Here is a 21,641-nt window from a genome sequence, read left to right on the forward strand (position 1 = left end):
ATGGCAGCCCGGACGCGTTCGGTTTCATGCATCCACCAGCGTGGCGTGGCGGTGATCGTCGCCTTGCTGGTGGTGGCATTGGTGGCCGTGATTGCCACTGCGCTGCTGACCCGGCAGTCGGCGCAGCTGCGCGCGCTGCGCGGCGACCAGTTGCGCGCACAGGTACGCATGGCGGTGGATGCCACGCTGGAGCGTGCGGCGCAGCAGCTGCGTGAGGATGTCCAGGAACAGCTGACCACGGTGCGCAGCGGGCGCTGGGCGCGCCCGTTGCAACTGCAGGCGCCGTTGCCGGTGCAGCTGCAACTGGTCGATGCGCAGTCGATGTTCAACCTGCGCAACCTGCTGGCACAGGGCAGGCCGGACCCCGAGGCGCGGGGCGCGTTCGTCGCGTTGTGTGCCGGGCAGGGGCTGGGCCAGGGCACCTGCGCATCCGCGGTGGACCACATCCAGGCGCGCCTGCGCGACGGCGATATGCCGGCGCAGGCGCCGCTGCCGCGCGAATCACTGATCGAACAGGCGCTGGCCGGCGCCGACCCGGTGGCGTTGCAGGCGCTGGCGCGGCGCACCGTGGTGTTGCCGGCGCAGACCCTGGTCAACGCCAACACCTGCGACCTGAGCGTCCTGCAGGCGGTGGCGCCTGCGGTGGAACCGGCAAGGCTGCAGGCGCTGCTCGCTGAGCGCGACGCCGGCCACTGGCTGCTCAACCGCGGTGACATCGCCAACCGACTCGAACTGAGCAACGAACAGATGGCCGTGCTTCCGCTGGGTATCCATAGCGAGTGGTTCCTGGCCGTGGGCCGGGTGCAGGCTGACGGCAGCGCGGTTGATTTTCGCGCGCTGCTCTGGCGCGAGTACCGCGACGACGGCGTGCGTGTGCAACGCGTGTGGACGAGGATCGGCGCATGACCGTGCAGCTTCGGGTGCGCTTGCCGGTGCTTGAGCGTCTGCGCGCCGACAGCGCGGTGGACTGGGCGCAGCTGCACAAGGGCGAGGTGCTGGCTCACGGCCGCGACACGCTGGCGGCGCTGGGTCTGCGGCATCCGCGGGCCACGGTGCATGCCTGCCTTGATCCGAACGATCTGATCCTGCTGGAACTGCAGCTGCCGCCGCTGTCGGGGCGCCGCCTGCAGGCGGCGTTGCAGGGCGAGGTGGAGGCCATGCTGCTGGATGACCTGCAGGAGGTGGCGCTGGCCCACGGTGCGCAGGCGGCAGACGGTACGCTTCCGGTGGCCTGGCTCGGCCAGCAGGCCATCGCGCAGGCGCAGCAGCTGCTGGCCTCGTGTGCGCTGCAGCTGCAGGCGTTGTATCCGACGCCACTGCTGCTGCCTTGGCAGGACGGCCACGCCACGCTGCAGGTCAGCGGCGAGCATCTGCTGGTGCGCAGCGGGCGCGATCGGGGACTTGTCCAATGGTATGGCGGACGTGACGCGTCTGCGGTGATGCAGGCGTTGGCCACCCGGCTGCAACAGGCCGGCGTGCGGGCCGTGCAATGGATCGACAGCGTACCGCCAGCGTGGCCGGACAGCCTGCCGGGCACCGCAGTCGCGCATGAACGGCAGGCCTGTGGCCCTTTGCCGGGGTGGTCATTGCCGCTGCCCGGCGCAGGCCGTCAAGCGCCGCGACTGGCGATCGGCCTGGCACTGGCGGCGGTGCTGCTGGCTGCACTTGGCCTGCAGTGGCAGGTCTCGCGTTGGCGGGTCGAGGGTGAGGCGCTGCAGCAGGACATGGCACGGCAGTTCAGCGCACGCTTTCCGGAGATCACCGACGTGGTGGACCCGGTGTTGCAGGCAAGGCGAGCGCTGGCGGTTCCGCCGCCAGCGCCGCCGTTGCCGGCGCTGCAGCGTCAGGTCGCCAGCACGCTGCATGCGGTTCCGGAGCTGGCGGGTCAGGTGCACAGCCTGCACTACCAACCCGGGCAGGTGTACCTGGAGCTGGACGCCGATGCCCAGGGATTGGCCGACGATCCACAGCGGCTTGAGCACTGGCAGCAAGCGATGCAGGCGCAGGGGCTGCAGCTGGCGCGCGACGCCGGTGGACGCCTGCGGGTGAGCGGAGCGGGACAGTGACGACCCGAACCCTGCGGCTGAGCGAGAGGCTGGCGGGCCTGCAGCAGCGCTGGCAACGCCTGCCACCGCGCGACCGGCTGATGCTGTGGGTGATGGTGGTGGCGCTGCTGGTGGCGGGCCTGTGGTCGCTGTGGCTGGAGCCCCTGCTGAAGCAGCGCACGCACTGGCAGGCCGAACTGCCACGGCTGCAGGCGCAGCATCGCGCACTGGCACCGCTGCTGCGCGCCCGTGAGCGCCAGCAGCTGGCGCAGGGCCAGCATCCGACCCTCGCCGGGCTGCGTGACCAGATCAAGTCCGCCGGTCTGGCTGGCGGCCTGCATATCGAAGCGCGCGACGGGTGCTGGCACCTGCAGGTACGGGCCGTACCCGCCGATGCGCTATGGAACTGGCTGCTGCCGCTGCTGGCCGACCCGGCCATCGAGTTGCAGCAGTTGCAATTGACACGCACAGGGGATGCGAACATGCCGGCGGCAAGGATTTCCGGAAACATCGTGATGGTGGCTCCTGCGGGTGCCCATCCATGAGGGCGATGCGCAGCCTTGCCTGCAGTGCCGCATTGGCACTGATCGTGGGCATGGCCCACGTGCCGGCGCCGGTGGCGGCGCAGGACACAGGCGATGAGCCGGTGCAGCTGAACCTGGTGGATACCGATATCGGTGGTGTGCTGCGCATGGCGGCGCGCTTCACCGGACGCCAGTTCCTGGTCGACCCACGCGTGACCGGCAAGATGACGGTGGTCTCCGATGGCCCGGTCAGCCGTACCCAGGCCTACCAGCTGCTGCTGGGCGCACTGCGCATGCGTGGCTTCGCCGTGGTCGAGAACGGCGGCGTCAGCCGGGTGGTGCCGCAGGCCGATGCCAAGCTGCTCGGTGGCCGGGTGGGTAGCGGTGGTGCAGGGGGCGAGATCGCCACGCGTACGTTTGCGCTGCGCTATGAGAATGCGGCGGCGCTGGTGGCTGTGCTGCGGCCAATGATCAGCCCGGACAATCCGATCACCGCCAATCCGGGCAACAACACCCTGGTGATCACCGACTACGCCGACAACCTGGAGCGCATCGCGCGGGTGATCGCCAGCGTCGATACACCGGCCGGTATGGACACCGATGTGGTGAAGCTGCAGCAGGGCATTGCCGTTGACGTAGCGGCGATGGTCGCGCCGCTGCTGGATGCGCAGGGCGCCGAGCCGGGCCAGAAGGTGGTGGTGATGGCCGACCCGCGCAGCAACAGCGTGCTGCTGCGTTCCAGCAGCCCAGGCCGCACCCGCCTGGCGCGGCAGCTGGTGGAGAAGCTGGACCGCGCGCAGGACGAGTCCGGCAACCTGCATGTGGTCTACCTGCGCAACGCCCAGGCCAACCAGCTGGCCGGTGTGCTGCGTGGCGTGGTGGCCGGACAGAGCGATGCACCGGCCATGGGCAGCAACGAAGGCATCACCCCGCTGCCGGGTGACGCCAACCGTTCCACGCCCATCCAGCCGTCGCAGTCGCAGCAGGCCAAGCCCGGAGGCAATGCGCTGGAATCGCAGCGGCTGGACCCGAGCCGGGGCGACCCGATCGATGCAGGAAGCACCGGCTTCAGCCATAACGGCATTTCGGTACAGGCGGACGTGGCCACCAACACCCTGCTGATTTCGGCGCCGGAGCCGGTGTACCGCAACCTTCGGCGGGTGATCGACCAGCTCGACCAGCGCCGTGCGCAGGTGCTGGTGGAAAGCCTGATCGTGGAGGTCAACCAGACCGACGCGGCCGAGCTGGGCGTGCAGTGGATGCTGGGCAATGGCCGTACCTTTGGCGGCACCCACTTCGGTGGCGCCACCGGCGGTAGCGGGCTCAATACCGGTGCGCGTACCACGCTGGACGTGCTGCCCAAGGATGGCCTGAAGATCGGCGTGATCGACGGCACCATCAACCTGCCCGGTGTCGGCCAGATCCTCAACATGAAGGCGCTGGCCACTGCGCTGCAGAGCAAGGGCGGCGCCAACATCCTGTCGACACCGAACCTGATGACGCTGGACAACGAGGCAGCCAGCATCATGGTCGGCCAGACCGTGCCGTTCGTCAGTGGCCGCTACGTGACCGACGGTGGCGGCGGCAGCAACAACCCGTTCCAGACCATCGTGCGCGAAGACGTGGGCCTGAAGCTGCGGGTGCGCCCACAGATTTCCGAGGGCGGTACGGTGAAGCTGGACATCTACCAGGAAGTCAGCAGCATCGACGCGCAGAGCGCGAACAGCACGGCCGGCATCATCACCAACAAGCGCGCACTCGATACCAGCGTGCTGCTGGACGATGGCCAGATCATGGTGCTCGGTGGCCTGCTGGAAGACAGCGTCAGCCATGGCCGTGATGCGGTGCCGGGGCTGGGGAAGATCCCGGTGCTGGGCGCCTTGTTCCGCAGCGACACGCGCAAGCGCGCCAAGACCAACCTGATGGTGTTCCTGCGCCCGCACGTGGTACGCGACCCGGCCGCCGGACAGCGCCTGACCCGCGACCGCTACGACTACATGCGCAATGCGCAGGCCGGCGCGCAGCCCGTACAGAGCTGGGCCTTGCCCGCGCTGTCGGCGCCGCAGCTGCCACCGCAGGACCTGTCGGTACTCGGCCAGGGCAATGCGCGCGATGGCCACGGCCAGCCGTTGCAGAACACCAGCCTGGCAGCGTTGTATCCGGCCGGTGACGGCGATGCGCAGCTGGTGCAGTTCGCACAGGGGCTGGAGCCGAGCCGTGCCAGCCAGAGCGTGGCGCAGGTGCGGGCGCTGGGCCTGCAGGCCTACGCGGAGGCGACGCCGGGCGAGGGTGGGCAACGCCTGCGCGTGCGGCTGCCGCGTGATCCGGCGAAGTTGGATCCGGCATTGCAGCAGCTGCGCGGGCTGGGCTACACGCCGGAACTGGTGATCGGGCCGTGAGCGCCGTTGTGCCGCTGCCATACGCGTGGGTGCGCAGCCACGGCGTGATGCTGTCCGAAGCCGGTGGCGAGCCGGTGCTGCTCGGCACGGCCGACACGGCGGCGTGGGCCGTGGCCGAGCTGCGCCGCCGGCATGGCCCGCTGCCGTTTCAGGCCCTGGATGCGGCGACCTGGCAGCAGCGGTTGGGTGAGCAGTACCGTGACGGTGGTGATGCCGCGGCCGTGGTCGGTGCCGCCGAAAGTGAAGTCGATCTGGACCGGCTGATGCAGGACATGCCGGAGGTCACCGACCTGCTGGATGCGCAGGATGATGCGCCGGTGATCCGCATGATCAACGCGCTGCTGGCACAGGCTGCACGCGACGGTGCCAGCGATCTGCATATCGAGCCGTTCGAGACCCATTCGGTGGTGCGCTACCGGGTGGACGGCACGCTGCGCGACATGGTGCAGCCTCGGCGCGCACTGCACGCAGCGCTGGTGTCGCGCATCAAGATCATGGCCCACCTGGACATTGCCGAGAAGCGCCTGCCACAGGATGGGCGCATCGCGATCCGCGTGGGCGGGCGGCCGCTGGACATCCGTGTTTCCACGGTACCGACCGGGCATGGCGAGCGCGCCGTGCTGCGATTGCTCGAAAAGGATGCCGGCCGCCTGCAGCTGCAGCGCCTGGGCATGGCCGATGACACCCTGGCCACGTTCACCGGATTGATCCGGCAGCCGCACGGGATCGTGCTGGTGACCGGGCCGACCGGCAGCGGCAAGACCACGTCGCTGTACGCCGCGCTGGGCCAGCTCGACAGCAGCACCAGCAATATCCTCACCGTGGAAGATCCGGTGGAGTACGACTTTGCCGGCATTGGCCAGATCCAGGTCAACGCGCGCATCGGCATGAGCTTCGGCACCGCGCTGCGCGCGATCCTGCGCCAGGACCCGGACACCATCATGATCGGCGAGATACGTGACCTGGAGACCGCACAGATCGCGGTGCAGTCGTCGCTGACAGGGCACGGTGTGCTGGCTTCGCTGCACACCAACGATGCGATCTCGGCGGTGACCCGCCTGGCCGACATGGGCGTGGAGCCCTTCCTGCTGGCCTCGTCGTTGCGTGGTGTGCTGGCGCAGCGACTGGTGCGGCGATTATGTACGCAGTGCCGGCGTGCCGAGGTGGACGGCGAAGGCCGGACCGTATGGCGCGCAGTGGGCTGCACGGCCTGTGCCAACAGTGGCTATCGGGGACGCACCGGCATCCATGAACTGTTCGTGGTGGACGACCGGGTACGCGCACTGATCCATGAAGGGCAGGGTGAGCCTGCGCTACGCGAGGCGGCGCGGCGGGCCGGCATGCGGACCCTTCGACAGGACGGCCAGCGCTGGGTCGACAGCGGAGTGACCACGCTGGAAGAGATCCTGCGCGTCACCGGCGACGATTGAGGCCTGCATGGCACTGTTCGACTACCAGGCTGCCAATGCGCAGGGCCGCATCGAGAAGGGTCAACTGGATGCCGACAGCCCGCGCGGTGCGCGCCAGCTGCTGCGTGGGCGCGGGCTGACACCCGTGCAGGTGAGCGCGGCGCGCAGTGCCGGCAGTGGCTGGGGCGCTCGCCGCCTCTCGGCCAGCGAGCTGGCCTGGGCCACCCGCCAGCTGGCCAGCCTGCTGGCGGCCAGCCTGCCGTTGGAAGCTGCATTGAGTGCGGTGATCGAGCAGGCCGAGCGCCCGCACGTGGCCCAGGCACTCACCGCTGTGCGCGCCGACGTGCGTGCCGGCCAGCGCCTGACCGTGGCGCTGGCAGCGCGGCCGCGCGATTTTCCGCCGATCTATCGGGCGCTGGTGGGTGCAGGCGAGGATTCCGGCGATCTGGCGCGGGTGATGGAGCGCCTGGCCGACTACATCGAGGAACGCAATGCGCTGCAGGCCAAGGTACTGACCGCCTTCATCTACCCGGCGGCGATCAGCCTGGTGTCGGTGGCGATCGTGATCTTCCTGCTCAGCTACGTGGTGCCGCAGGTGGTGACCGCGTTCGTGCAGGCGCGGCAGACGCTGCCGATGCTGACCCAGGTGATGCTGGCCGCCAGCGCGTTCGTGCGCAGCTGGGGCATGTGGGTGGGGCTCGGCATCGCTGCGCTGGTGGTGGCCTGGCGGTTGGCCCTGCGCAAGCCCGGGTTGCGCCTGCGCTGGGACGCGATGCTGCTGCGGGTGCCGATGGTCGGGCGTTTCGTGCTGGGTGTGAACAGTGCGCGCTTCGCCTCGACACTGGCGATCCTGCTGGATGCGGGTGTGCCGCTGCTGCGTGCGCTTGAAGCTGCCCGGCAGACCCTGGGCAATGCGTTGCTGGCGCGCTGTGCCGATGACGTGTCCGCGCGTGTGCGCGAAGGTGCCGCGCTTGGTTCTGCGCTGAAGGTGCAGAAGGTGTATCCGCCGATCCTGGTGCACCTGGTGGCCAGTGGCGAGAAGACTGGTTCGCTGGCGCCGCTGCTGGACCGCGCCGCACAGACCATCTCGCGCGAGATCGAGCGTCGCGCGATGGCACTGACTGCGTTGCTGGAGCCGACCATGATCCTGGTGATGGGCGGCGTGGTGCTGACGATCGTGCTGGCGGTACTGATGCCGATCATGGAAATGAACCAGCTGGTGCAGTGATGCGCAAAGCGCAACACGGGTAGCGCCGGGCCATGCCCGGCGAGCGCGCAGCACGGCGTGCCTTCGATTCTCCACACAATCCTCCACACCTTTTTCCGATCTTCCACAGGTTTCTTAAGCGGCCTGTCATCGGCGCGGACCAGCATGGACCCGTCGCCGCAGAGTGGGCTGGGAGGCCCTCGGCGGCAGCAGGCGTGTAGTGACCGTTCCTCCCTTGGCGTTTCCCTTCGCAGTAAACCCTTCAGGAGAAGATCATGACCAAGTACAAGACCCTGGCCGCGCTGGTTGCCACCGCGCTGCTCGCTACCGTGGGCGCCGCCTCGGCGCAGACCGTTACCGGCGGCGGTGCCTCGCTGCCGGCCGACCTCTACAAGGGTTCGGCCGACAGCATCCTGCCGGCGAACTTCACCTACGCCGTGACCGGTTCGGGCACCGGCAAGAAGGCCTTCCTGGAAAACAACTCGGCGCTGTTCTCGACCACCGGCACCGTGCATTTCGCCGGCAGCGATTCGGTGCTGAGCAGCACCGAGCTGAGCAACTACACCACCAACTTCAACCAGGCGACCAACGCCAACCGCTACGGCGCGCTGATCCAGGTGCCGTCGGTGGCCACCTCGGTCACCATTCCGTTCAACAAGGCCGGTTCGGCGGTGGACCTGAGCGTGGCGCAGATCTGCGGCGTGTTCTCGGGTGCGATCAGCGACTGGTCGACCATCGATGCCAACCGCAGTGGCCCGATCCAGGTGGTGTACCGTCCGGAAAGCAGCGGTACCAGCGAAATGTTCAGCCGCTTCCTGACCGCGGCCTGTGCCGCTGAGAACGCTGAAACCTCGAAGCTGGTGGGCGGCAAGTTCGCCATCAAGTCGACCTTCGCCGACCTGTACAAGCGCGATGCCAACGGCAACCTTCCGGCGTTCCTGGTGGCCGCCCCGGCCACCGGTGGTACCTCGCTGTACAACGCTGTCTACGCTGCTGAAGGCCGTATCGGCTACGTCGGCCCGGACGTGATCCCGAGCCTGACCGATGCAACCAAGGTCGCCAAGGTCAAGGGTTTCTCGCCGGACCAGGTGAGCGTGCAGGCCACCCTGGACACCGTCGCTCCGCCGACCGGCACCGACGCTGAGAACCCCGCCAACTGGGTGCCGGTGTTCGGCAACCCGTCGGCTGGCTATCCGATCGCCGGCTACACCAACCTGGTGATCGGCCAGTGCTACAAGGATTCGAGCGTCGCCACCAGCCTGCGCGGCTTCCTGGCCCGCCACTATCCGGCGACCTACACCGTCGCGTATGAGAAGTCGATCACCGACCACGGCTTCATCCCGCTGACCAAGGCGTGGCGCGATGCGATCCGCAACCGCTTCGTGCTGGCCAGCAGCACGGCCGGCCTGAACAACCCCAGCACCTGCGCCGGCATCGGTCGTCCGCTGTAATCCGCAGTACCGGTTGAATCCTGCTCGACGCGACGCCGGCCTCTGGGCCGGCGTCGCCATTTCCGTGATGGTGCCGCCGCCGCAGTGTTTCGCTGTCGGCTTCGTGTCACGTGGACCGTCTATCAGTGGCAGGGCATGCGTTGCGCGTGCCTCCCCGATCGTCGCCGCAGCCGCGGCCCACCAGGTTGATGAGGTTCCGATGTCGCACCCGCTCCCGTCCGTTGTTCGTCCGGCCGCGTTGATGCGCCGCAATCATCCGATGGCGTGGGCCATCGCAGTCGCACTGGGGAGCATGGTGGCCCCGGCCAGCCAGGCGCAGCAGGCGTTCAGTCCGGGCTGGTTCGCCGAACGGGGCGCGGCCCAGGGCAGCGCGGCACAGAGTGGCCGCATGCCCAACGGCGTGCCGATCCAGTTCCAGTTGCCGGCCCAGCAGCAGGATGCAGCACGGCAGAAGCTGCAGCAGTCGATCGACAATCTTGGCACGGCGGCGCAGGCGATCGCCCTGCAGCAGCGCCTGCAGGAACAGGCGCGGCAGGCGCGCCGCGAGGCTGGCTTCATTGTTGCCGATGGCCTCGGCAAGGACGGCCTGAGCGTCGACCAGAACCCGCTGACCCGCGGCTGGCTCAATGCGCGCGAGGCGATCCAGTCGCAGGGCAGCGACGGGCGGGTGCAGGTCACGGTCGAGCAGACCGCGGACAAGGCGATCCTGAACTGGGAGACCTTCAACATCGGCGGCAACACTACGCTGAACTTCCTGCAGAGCCCTGACTGGGCAGTACTGAACCGGGTCAACGATCCGCAGGCGCGGCCCAGCCAGATCCTGGGCCAGCTGAAGGCCAATGGCACGGTGTTCGTGGCCAACCGCAACGGCGTGGTGTTCGGCAACAACAGCCAGGTCAATGTACGCAATCTGCTGGCGGCTGCAGCACGGATCAGCGATGCGCAGTTCCGCGACAATGGCCTGTACAGCCCCGACGCCAGCAGCAGCGCGCTCAGCGATGCATTCGGCAAGGTGACGGTGGAGCAGGGCGCCCGCATCGCGACCCATGAGCCGACCAGTGCGACGCGCGGCGGTGGCTACGTGCTGCTGGCCGGGCACAGCGTGGAGAATGCTGGCCATATCGAGGCGCGCAAGGGCCAGGTGCAGCTCGCTGCGGGTGACAGTTTCGTGATCCGGCGTGGCGTGGGTACGGCCGCCAACACCAGCTCCACCACCCGGGGCAATGAGATCGCGCCGCGCTTCATCGCTGGCAGCACGGCTGGCGGCGTGCGCAACACCGGCCTGCTGCGCGCGCTCGAGGGTGACGTGACTCTGGCCGGGCGCAGCGTCGAGCAGGCCGGTGTGGCCGTGGCCAGCACCACGCTCGCACAGCGCGGCACCGTGCATCTTCTGGCCTCGGCCAGCGATGCCGGCAGCAGCGTCACGCTCGCCGATGGAGCCACCACGGCGGTGCTGATCGAGGACGACGGCAAGGCCACGGCGCTGGATACGCAGCGCGACAGCCTCATCAAGGAGTCGGCAGAGCAGGTCGCGATCCGCGCTGGCGCGCGCTCGGCCACCTTCGACAATCTGTCCCAGCACAATGATCGCCGGGACCAGTCGCGGGTGGAGATCGTCTCGGGTGGCAACATCCATTTCAGCAGGGATTCGCTGACGGTCGCCACGGGCGGCCAGATCATCGCCGATGCGGCGGCCCGCAGCTACGTGGACGACGCCGCGCGCGTGGACGTGTCCGGCGCAGTGGGCGTGCAGGTGTCGATGGAGAGCAACAATGTCCAGGTCAAGGTGCAGGGCAACGAACTGCGCGACGCCCTGGACAACCGCGACAGCGGCAAGCTGACCAGCAGTGAAGTCTGGGTCGACCGCCGCAGGCTGGTCCACGTTCCGGCCGGAACCGGGGGCTACGAGGGGGAGCGCTGGTACGCTGCTGGCGGCCTGCTGGAAGTGGGGGGCTACCTCGACAACCAGGGGCACTCGATCGGCGAATGGGCCGCGCAGGGAGGCACCGTCCTGCTGGGCGGCAGGGAAGTGATCACGAACGGTGGCTCACGCATCAACCTTGCCGGCGGCAGCCTGGATGTGCAGAGCGGCGTGGTCCGGCAGAGCTGGGTGCGCGGCGTCGACGGCCAGGTCTACCGCCTTGATGAGGCGCCGGCGGAGATGCTGTTCGATGGCCTGTACAGCGGCCATGAAGTGAAGCAGGAACGCTGGGGCATCACCGAGACCTTCCGTGATCCGATCGTATTCGCGGCGCAGCGTGTCGACAACGGGTACACGGTCGGCCGCGATGCAGGACGGCTGATCGTCTCCGCACCGACCGCGGTGCTGGATGGGAAGGTTGAGACGGCCACCTTCCAGGGCGCGCAGCAGAACCGCAGGCCGGAGGCCGCACTGGATGGCTATGCGCAGGCGCAGACGGCGGTGGCGCGCAATGCGCAGCTGTACCTGGGGCGCTACGACGGCCAGGGCCGCAGCGGTGTGTTCGGCTCGGATGTGCGCCTGGATGACAAGGCTCCGACGAAGGCGGCGTGGTCGCTGCTGGCTCCGGTCGACGAGGAGCGGCGTGACACCGTGTGGCTGGATATCGCAGCGCTGAGTGCCCAGCAGTGGGGACGGATCGACCTGGCGACCGCCGATCGCATCCGCGTCGACGGCAGCCTTCGGCTTCAGGCAGGCGGACAGCTCAACCTGACCGGCAGCGAGGTGGAACTGGCAGGCGACATCGGCATTGCCGGCGGCCAGCTGTCGGCGGGCAACCTGCTGGATGTCCAGGGCCGGCCGACGGCGCTGCTGCACGATGGCCGCGCCCGCACCGCCATTGCCGACGGCACGCGGATCGATCTCTCCGGTGAATGGAGCAACGCGTCACTGGCGACGCCGCTCGACGCCAGCGGTGCCTGGACAGATGGCGGCCGCCTGAGCCTGAGCAACAGTCATGACGTGGTCGTGGGCGCCGAGGCAACGGTGGACGTCGAGGCCGGCGCCGCGCTGGACCTGCGCGGTAAAGGCCGCATCGGCAAAGGGGGCAGCGTCAGCCTGCAGGCCAACAGCAGCACGGTTACGACCGACGGCAGTGGCCGGGTGCAACTGGGCGAGGGGAGCCGGTTCAGTGGCCGAGGCCAGGGCAGTGGTGCCTTCTCGCTGGGAACAGGTGGCCACGTTCGGGTGGGCGATGCGGACCTGGCGGGCGTGTCGCTGCGACTGGACCCCGGCCTGTTCGGCAGTGGCTTCGCACAGTACGACATCAACGGCCACCAAGGCGTGGAGGTGGCCGACGGCGCGCGGCTGGTCGCTGCCCTGCCAGGCCTGCGCATGACCCAGGACGCGCAGACGGCAACCGATCGGGCGTCCGCACTGGCGGCATGGGATGCGCCGCTGTACAGCGCCGATCCGTCGAACGGGCGCGTCAGCCAGCGCGCCGGTGCGAGCATCAGCCTGCGTTCGGACCGCAACAGCGTGGGCGGTGACCTGCGGGTCGGCAAGGATGCACTGGTGGCGGTCGATCCAGGGCAGACGATCTCGCTGCTGGGTGCAGGCAACATCGATGTTGAAGGCACACTGCGTGCGAAGGGCGGCCGCATCGTGATCGACGATGTGCGTCCGCAGAATGCGCTGTACGCCGGGCAGCGCACCGAACGCACCTGGCGTTTCGCCGAAGGCGCGCTGCTGGATGCCGATGCAGACGCGATCTCGCTGCCCGATCCCAGCGGCCGCCTGCGCGGGCAGGTGCGCGCGGGTGGACGCATCGAGATCGGCGGGGCGCTGGACTGGGAGACCACAGCATTCGTCGAAGACCGACCACCGGAAGCCTTCGTGGTGGTCGAACGCGGTGCGCGCCTGCAGGCACGAGGTACGTCGGCCGAGCTGGATATCGACGGCCAGGGCCGTGTACGCGTGGACAGCGACGGCGGGCAGATCGTGCTGCGCTCGGCCAATGCACTGTATCTGGAGGGCGGGATGGACGCGGCCGCCGGTGGTGCCGGCGCACGCGGCGGCACCCTTGGGCTGGCCTTCGGCGGCAGCATCCATGCACGTGGCGCCAGCGAGGAGGTACTGCGCGCACGTGCGATCACCCTCAGCCAGCACAGCGCACCGGTGCAGCCACTGCCGGCCGCACTGGAGTATGGCCACGCCGCGCTGTCGGTCGAGCAGCTGCAGGCGGGCGGCTTCGACAACCTGTCCGTGTTCGGTGACATCCGCGCCGTCGGCGATGTCGACCTGCGCCTGGCCCAGAGCCTGCGCATCCATGGCCAGGGCACTTCGAGCCTGGGCATGGCCGTGGATGCCGGGGCGTCGTCGGCGTTGCGGCTGAGTGCACCCTACGTCCGCCTGGCGCAGGCGCGCTGGGGCCAGCTGGCGGGCGAGAACCTGCAGGGTACCGTGGCGGTCGCTTCGGCCGGGCCGGACGATCACGCGCTGGCGGTGCAGGCCGCGCTGATCGACATCCGCGACGTCACCTGGCTGCCCGGGTTCGACCACGTGGCGCTGGAAAGCCGCAGTGACGTGCGCCTGACCAACGGCATTGCCAGCAGTGGCAACACCAGCGCGTTGATGACGGCCGGTTCGATGGACGTGACCGCCGCCCGCCTGTACCCCACCGCAGGCGCGGTCGGCACGCTGGTGGCCGGCGCTTCGGCGCAGACCGTGCAGACCGCTGATTACTGGGCCGATCCAGCTGCCGTGCTGCGAATCCACGGCACAGGTGCGGCCACGCAGCCGGCGCCGGAATCGGCGCTGGGCACGCTTCGCCTGGTGGCTGCCACGGTGCAGCAGGGCGGCAACGTGCAGGCGCCGATGGGCACGCTGCAGCTGGGCGGCCTGATCCAGAGCGGAACCATCGGCAGCCGGGTGGAACTGCTGCCAGGCAGCGTTACCTCCACCAGCGGTGCCGGCCTGTCGCTGCCCTATGGTGGCACCGTCGATGGTGTCGACTGGCGAGTAGGCACGCGCAGCCTGAGCTCGCTGACGCCGGCCGGCATCTCCTCGATGGGGGTGACCCTGAAGGCCAACGCGATCGAGGTGGCGCCGGGGGCACTGCTGGACATGTCCGGCGGCGGTGAGTTGACCGGTGCCGCCTTCGTGTCCGGGCGCGGCGGCTCCGTCGACGTGCTGCGCACGGCGTTGGCCGACGCCAATCCGCGCTACGCGTTCAGTGCGTCGGGCAACCCGGTGTACGCGATCGTACCGGGACGCGCCGAGGCGTTCGCCCCCAGCGGCGAAGAAGGATTCTCAGCTCCGGCGGTGGGCCAGCAGATCACCGTGCCGGCTGGCGTGCCCGGCCTGGCGGCCGGCACCTACACGCTGATGCCGGCAAGCTATGCGCTGCAGCCCGGTGCATTCCGGGTGGAGCTGGGCGCTACCGGCACCTCCGGCATCGTGCAACCGATTGCGACCGGCACCGGCACCTGGCGTGTGTCCGGGCAGCAGCGCACGGCGCTGGGCGCGGCATTCTCGCCGTTGCTCACCGACATCCTGCTGACGCCCGCCGCAGTGGTACGCCGGCACTCGGGCTACAACGAAACCTCCTACAACAGCTTCGCGCAGTCGGTGGCCGACCGCCGCGGCGAGTCGTGTGGCTGGCAGACCATCGATGCGCTCGGGTTGACCCTTGCGCTGGGCGAAGGTGCAGGTCGTGCAGACACGCCTGCCATCCGCTTCGCTGGCACCGCGCGGTTCGGCGCCGCCGCCGACAAGGGGCGCGGCGGCACGCTGGCAGCCACGTTGGCGAGCCCGGCGGTCGGTTCACTGGAGATCGTTGACGGCAGCGCGCAATCGCAGGCGCGTGATCGCGGCGCCACCTTCAGCGACGACGCGCTCAATGCCTTCCTGCCTGCGCGGATGATCATCGGCGGGCAGTTCAGCCAGGAGGCCTCGCAGGTGGCGGTGACCGGCCAGGCGCGCAGTGTGGCGGTGCGCTCCGGTGTCACCCTGAACGCACCGGAGGTGCTGGTGGCAGCGGCCTCCGGTGGCAGCGGCGTGCTGGTCGAGGCCGGTGCGACCCTCGATACACTGCCGTTCGCAACCGCCAACGCAGGTGCCAGCGCGACGCCGCCTTACCAGGTCTCCGGCGGTCTGCTTGCAGTGTCCAACCAGCGCCTGAACCTGATCACCGGCACCACGGGCGTGGAGGCCGGTCCGGTGGCGATCGACATCGGGGGGTGCCAGGCGGCGTGCGACGGCCAGGCCCGGCTGGTTTCCGATGGCAGCATCGCGGTAGCGACCGATGGCACGCTGCAGATGCGCGACTCGGTCAGCTATGGCACCCGTCAGCTCGGCCTGAGCATGGCGGCGCTGAACCTCGGCAGTGCCGAAGCGATCGCGCAGGCCGCTGCGGCAGGGGCGCTGCCCAGTGGCATGACCATGAACCAGTCCGTGCTGCGGCAACTGCTGCGCGGCAATGACGCCACCGGCGCGCCGGCGCTGGACACGCTGAGCCTGGTCGCGCGGGAGTCTGTCAACGTGTTCGGCAGCGTCGACCTGGACGCGCGCGACAGTGCCACCGGCCGCAGTGGCCTGCAGACGCTTGTGCTGGGTGCGCAGGCCATCCGCGGCTACGGCGCGGCGACCGACCGTGCGCGCATCCTGGTGGACACGCTGGTCTGGGACGGCGCATTGGCGGCGAGCCAGGCGCCGGGCAGCGACGCGTCGGTACCGCCGGCCGATCCGATGGTGGACCGGCTCGGCGCCGGGCAGCTGGACATCGTCACCCGCCAGCTGCAGCTGGGGCGGGCGCCATTCAGCCGTCCCAGCTCTGAAGTACCTGCGAACCGGCAGGTGCTCGGATTCGGTGCGCTGAACCTGAGTGCTTCGGAGCAGCTGTCGTTCTCCGCGCAGGGCACGCTGGACGTGTTCCAGCAGCGCGGCGACTATCTGGCCGACAAGGGCTGGCAGTACAGCGGAGGCAGCCTGGGTATCGATACACCGCTGTTGACCGCCGATCCCGCCGCGCAGCTGCGCGTGCGCACTGGCGGCGAGTTCCGCCTGCAGGGGGGCACCGGCAAGGCGGGTGGCGATGCACTGGGCAGCGAGCTGAGCATCGACGCCAACCGGATCACGCTGGACAGCACGATCGCGCTGGCGTCAGGACGGCTGTCGGCGAGCGCGCGCGAGGGCATCACGCTTGGCGGCCGGGCGGCGCTGGACCTGGCCGGGCGCAAGGTCCCGCTGTACGACGTGGACAAGTTCAGCTGGGGCGGTGATGTCCTGCTGTCCAGCGACACGGGTGACATCCGCACCGATGCTGCCTCCCGCATCGATGTTTCTGCCCGCAACAACCGCGCCGGGCGCATGACGGTCACCGCAATGGCCGGCCAAGCCGATCTGGCCGGTGTTCTGCAGGGTGCCGCCAGTGGCCGCTACGATGCCGGCGGCACGCTGGTGCCCTACGACGGTGGTGAACTTGTGGTGCGGGCACGCCAGCTGCAGGACTTCGCCGGCCTCAACCAGCGATTGACCGCCGGCGGTGTCGTCGGCGGCCGCAGCTTCCAGATCGGTGAAGGCGATCTGCGGATCGGTGACGAAGTGAAGGCGCGCCGGGTCGACATCAGTGTCGACGCGGGCAGCCTGACCGTGGCCGGCCGCATCGATGCCAGCGGCGAGCAGGTCGGCAGCATCCGCCTGTACGCCCGCGACCAGCTGCAGGTGGACGGCACGCTGGACGCGCACGGTACCGGCCTGCGCGTGGACAGCCATGGCAAGATCATCGACAGTCCGAACCGGGCCACGATCACGCTGGGCAGCGCCGAAGGCGCCGTGGGCCTGGGCAGCGCGGCGCACCTGGACCTGCGTGCCGGCAGCGACGTTGCCGTCGGCGACGGCCCTGGACAGAACGACGGCATGGCGCGGGGCTCGCTGAAGATCGATGTGCCGCGGGTGGGCAGCAACGACGCGGCGATTGCCGCGGCCAACGGCCTGCGCATCGATGGCGCGGCTGACATCCAGCTCAATGGTGTCCGCCGCTACGACGATGCGCCCCTGGCCGGCACCGCCGATGTGCGCGGCAACCGCGCGCAGCTGGTCACCCAGCAGTGGCTGGACCAGGTGGTCGATCCGCACAGCGTGGCGTGGATCGATGGTGCGCTGGGCAACCCGGACCTGCAGCAGCGCACGCGCGCGCTGGGTGATGTCCGCCTTCGTCCCGGCGTGCAGGTGGTGGCGCGGCGCAGCGACGCCAACCCGGACGGCGACCTGACCATTGCCGGCGACATCGATCTGTCCGGCTACCGCTACGGGCCCGAAGCCAACCGCGCCGATCCATCGCGGCGTGGCTTCGGCGAATCGGCCTCGCTGGTGCTGCGGGCCGAAGGCAACATCAACGTCTACGGCAGCATCAACGATGGCTTCGCACCGTCACCGTCCACGCCGGATGAGGGCGGCTGGCAGCTGTATGAGGGTCGCAATGGCAGCGCGGGGCACACCCCGTTCGGCAGCGGTCTGGTGGTGCCGGTGGACGGGGTGAAGCTGCAGCCCGGCACCGAGTTCCAGGCCGGCACCCGCCTGAACTACGACGTGCCGGTCGAATCGGTAACGCTTCCGGTTGGTACCGTGCTGCCCGCGCCGATGGTGATCTCGCAGACCCTGCGCCTGCCAGCGGGCACCGTACTGGGTGCGGCGGTGACCACCGACTCCGGGCAGACGCTGGCCGCGGGCACCGTGCTGCAGGAGCCGCTGGTGCTGGCGGCAGGTGCGCGGCTGGGAGCCGGCTTCCGCCTGCGCAGTGCGGTACAGGTGGCGGCACAGGAGTGGCCCGCCGGCGCGGTGCTGCCGGTTGCGCTGCGCCTGGCACGGGAAGTCGCGCTCAAGGTGGGCGCGTACATTCCCTCGTTGACCAAGGTGGAGCTGCCCGGCGACGCGCCGGTGAATCTGCGGCCGACCGATGCCAACGGCAACCAGGGGCGCAACTGGGCGTTGGCGCCGATGCTCGCCGAGGGCACCAGCTCCTGGGACTTGACCGTGGTTGCCGGTGCCGATGCCGGGGCGGCCGATCCACGCAGCCGCCGCTGGGGCAGCGAAGGCAGCGTGGTGCTGGCCGATACCCACCAGGGCTCGATCGGCACGGTCAAGACCGAGATCATCTGGGTGGGTGATCGTGCGTTGACCGAGCGGGCATCGCTGGACTGGATCGGCGACACGTCCTATGCGGGCCGTCCGATCGCGGAGCTGGCCGACATGTTCGGCTTCACCGAAGATGAGTTCTGCGCGATGTCGGCCGACTACTGCGGCCCGGCACCCCGCCAGGTGGCCGCGCAGGGCTCGCTGGATTACTGGGGCGACGAGTCCTACGTGGGCACCCCTGCGAAGGACTTCGCCGCGATGTTCGGCATGACCGAAGATGAGTTCTGCAGTACCGCGCCCACCTACTGCGCCGGCGGCGGCACGCAGACCGAAGTGACCACCTACGGCAAGCGTGCGGGCACGCCGGCGTGGAGCGTACTGCGCACCGGCAAGGGTGACATGGAGCTGCTCGCTGCCGGTGACGTCGTGATGAAGTCAGGCTTCGGTGTCTACACCGCCGGCACTCCCACCGCGCTGGGTGGGGGCCGCGACGCTGCCTTCAATTCGCCCCGCGCAGCGGCTCCCTGGAACACCGCACTGCTGGGGCCGAACCTGGTGCCGGGCAGCTATGACGCAGCGATCGCAGGCTACCAGGCCTGGTATCCCGATCATGGTGGCAACCTGCGGGTCGAAGCCGGGCGCGATATCGTCGGCGACGCCTGGACCGCGCGCGCGGAGTCGGGCACCAGCGAGCGCGACTGGGCGCTGTACTCCAGTGCCTCGGTCGGCAATTGGCTGTGGCGGCAGGGAACCGGCAGCACCACCGGCGTGGAGCCGGTGCCGACCAGCTGGTGGGTGAACTTTGGCACCTACACCAACGTCTCCGCTGCCGCTGGCGCCTCTCCGCGGATGGTCGGCTTCACCGGCTTCGGCACCTTGGGCGGCGGCGACCTGACGCTTGAGGCTGGGCGCAATGCCGGCGTCCGCGATCCGATGGGCGACGCGCTGGGCTCGCTGAGCGCACCGCGCTCGGGCGCGATCATCGCGGCGGTGGGATCGACCGGCCGGGTCAGCGATGGCCAGCTGCACCTGACCGGCGGCGGCGACCTGCGGTTGCGCATCGGTGGCGCACTGAATCCGAATCTGCAGGCGACGATCTCCAGCCTCAATCCCTCCAGGGCGGGACAGAATCTCGACCTCAACGGTACCTTCAGCAATCTGCGTGGCAGCCTGCAGCTCGATGCCGGGCGCATCGGTGCAATGGGCGTCACCCTGGAAAACTACGCGACGCTGCGTCAGCAGCGCGCCGCAGACCTGTTTGCGCCCGACGCCGCCCGCGCGATGGGCGGACCGGTGCTGGTGCTGGGCGATGCGGTCGCGCAGCTGCAGGCACGGGGCGATGTGGTGCTCGGCGGGGTCGCCGATGCAGGCCGGGTGCCGCTGGCCAACTACAGCGCGGTGCTGCAGGATGATGGCGCGCACGCTGCAGGCAGCACGTGGTTCTCCCTGTGGACGGCCAACACGGCCGTGGATCTGTTCAGTGCCGGTGGTGACCTCGCGCCAGGCCTCGCCGGGCCGGATAACGTGACCGGCAGCAATCTGTGGCGCGAGCAGGTCCAGCTTGTTGTGCGTGGTGGTGATGATCTGCTGAATTACTGGCTCTATCCTTCGCGCTTCAGCGCCATTGCTGCGCAGGGCGACATCAAGCTGGACCGGATCAGCGCCACGCCGGGGACGCAGGATGTGATCCTGCTGGCACCCTCGGCAACAGGACGGCTGGACGTCCTGGCCGGTGGCAGCATCTTCGCCCAGCGTGGCGCGACCCAGATCGCGCGCTCGGGTGCGGACGCGCGGCTGCCGGGACCCTTCGACCCCGCATTCCTGGCCCAGCAGGGGGATTCCGGCGGCAATGTGACCCGCTCGCGGCACAACCTTTCGGTCGATGGCAATACCGCCTCGCCAGAAGCGTCGCTTCCGCTGTTCGCATTCGGTCCCAATACTCCGCTGTCCACTGTGTCTGCGGCACTGGCGCCGAGCCGCTTCTACGCGGTGCAGGGCGACATCATCGGTCTGGCCACCGGCGCCCGGCGCACGCTGAATCCCAACGTGGGGCAGCGCACGCAGCTGAACTGGTTCGAGGCCGCCGGCGCCGTGCAACTGCGGGCAGGCCGGGACATCCTCGGGGTGTCGATGACCGCGTTGAACAGCGCGCCCACCGACATCACGGTGGCGGCGGCGGGCCGCGACATCGTGCATCTGAACGCGACCATCGCCGGCCCCGGCAACACCGAGATCAGTGCCGGCCGCCAGCTGCGCCAGGAGGATGCGGGCAGCATCGTCAGCCTCGGTGGCATCGTGCAGGGCGACACCCGTGCCGGCGCCAGCATCGCGCTGACGGCCGGCAACCAGCAGATCGATTTCGCGGCCCTGCGTGCACGCTATCTGGATCCCGCCAACCTCGCCGATCCGGCGCAATCGCTGGCGTCGCAGCCGGGCAAGGCAGTCAAGGTGTACGACCAGGAGCTGAAGCAGTGGCTGCAGCAGCGCTTCGGCGTGGCTGCTGACGGCGACGGGGCGCTGGCCGCGTTCGATGCGCTGCCGCAGGAACAGCAGCACATCTTCCTGCGCCAGGTCTATTACGCCGAGCTGCGCGAAGGTGGACGGGAATATACCGATGCAGAAGGGCCCCGCTTCGGTTCCTACCTGCGTGGGCGCGAGGCCATCGCCACGCTGATGCCAGACAAGGCTGCGACCGGTGCGACGATCGACCGTACCGGCGATATCGTGATGTACGGTGGCTCCGGCGTGCGTACCGAAGCGGGCGGCAACATCGAGCTGATGGCACCGGGTGGGCAGATCGTGATCGGTGTGCAGGGTGTGGTGCCCCCGGCCAGTGCCGGACTGGTGACCCAAGGGCAGGGTGATATCCGGCTGTTCAGCCAGGACAGCGTGCTGCTGGGCCTGTCGCGGGTGATGACCACCTTCGGCGGCGACGTCCTGGCATGGTCGGAGCAGGGTGACATCAATGCCGGTCGTGGTTCGCGCACGACCTTGCTGTACACGCCACCGCGCCGCGTCTATGACGGCTGGGGCAATGTGATCCTGTCGCCGCAGGCCCCGGCCAGCGGTGCTGGCATCGCGACGTTGAACCCCATCGCCGAAGTACCGCCGGGCGACGTCGACCTGATCGCTCCGCTGGGCACCATCGATGCGGGCGAGGCCGGTATCCGCGTCTCCGGCAACATCAACCTGGCCGCACTGCAGGTGCTCAACGCGGCCAACATCCAGGTGCAGGGCGAGAGCAAGGGCCTGCCGGTGCTGGCATCGGTCAACGTCAATGCGCTGGCCGCGGCCAGTGCCGCAGCCAACAGCGCCAGCCAGGCGGCACAGGACGTGATGCGCAAGAGCCAGGACGACGCACGGCGCAACCAGCCGTCGGTGATCAGCGTGCAGATTCTGGGCTTCGGCAGCGGCACGAGCAGCGTAGCGCCGCCGGCCCGTGGCACTACCGCCAACAGCGGCTACGACGCCGACAGCGCGTTCCAGTTCCCGCAGGCCAGCCGCGACGACGGCACGCAGCGCCGGTAGGCATCGAGCGATCCCGGTAGGTG

Annotated in this window: 8 protein-coding genes; all 8 read left to right on the forward strand. The window is 69.3% G+C overall.

Annotation, left to right across the window (positions count from 1 at the left end):
- The 8 genes from gspK (at position 1) to AC2A1N_RS19160 (ending at position 21,618) form a co-directional block, all read left to right on the forward strand.
- Positions 1–906 (forward strand): type II secretion system minor pseudopilin GspK, encoded by a 906-nt coding sequence (gene gspK, locus AC2A1N_RS19125; RefSeq protein WP_061479458.1) that lies wholly within the window; start codon positions 1–3, stop codon positions 904–906.
- The gene (gene gspL / locus AC2A1N_RS19130; protein ID WP_242890715.1) at positions 903–2,066 is read left to right on the forward strand and encodes a type II secretion system protein GspL; all 1,164 of its coding nucleotides are present in this window, start codon (positions 903–905) and stop codon (positions 2,064–2,066) included. The genes gspK and gspL overlap by 4 nt, the downstream gene beginning before the upstream one ends.
- Positions 2,063–2,590, forward strand: a complete 528-nt coding sequence (gene gspM / locus AC2A1N_RS19135; protein WP_242890718.1) for a type II secretion system protein GspM — start codon at positions 2,063–2,065, stop codon at positions 2,588–2,590. Before gspL ends, gspM begins: the two co-directional genes overlap by 4 nt.
- A complete protein-coding gene (gspD, locus tag AC2A1N_RS19140) occupies positions 2,587–4,968 on the forward strand; it encodes a type II secretion system secretin GspD (protein WP_242890721.1) in 2,382 nt (793 codons plus the stop codon). Before gspM ends, gspD begins: the two co-directional genes overlap by 4 nt.
- Positions 4,965–6,398, forward strand: coding sequence for a type II secretion system ATPase GspE (gene gspE / locus AC2A1N_RS19145; protein WP_111200557.1), 1,434 nt, complete (start codon positions 4,965–4,967; stop codon positions 6,396–6,398). The genes gspD and gspE overlap by 4 nt, the downstream gene beginning before the upstream one ends.
- 7 nt (positions 6,399–6,405) lie before the next feature.
- Positions 6,406–7,605, forward strand: coding sequence for a type II secretion system inner membrane protein GspF (gene gspF, locus AC2A1N_RS19150; protein WP_061479448.1), 1,200 nt, complete (start codon positions 6,406–6,408; stop codon positions 7,603–7,605).
- 254 nt (positions 7,606–7,859) lie between these two features.
- Entirely contained in the window at positions 7,860–9,035 is a 1,176-nt protein-coding gene (locus AC2A1N_RS19155; RefSeq protein ID WP_134969228.1) for a substrate-binding domain-containing protein, read from the forward strand.
- A gap of 199 nt (positions 9,036–9,234) precedes the next feature.
- A complete protein-coding gene (locus AC2A1N_RS19160; protein ID WP_484373173.1) occupies positions 9,235–21,618 on the forward strand; it encodes a filamentous haemagglutinin family protein in 12,384 nt (4,127 codons plus the stop codon).
- Positions 21,619–21,641 lie beyond the last annotated feature (23 nt).

The organism is Stenotrophomonas maltophilia group sp. SKK55, assembly GCF_057179845.1.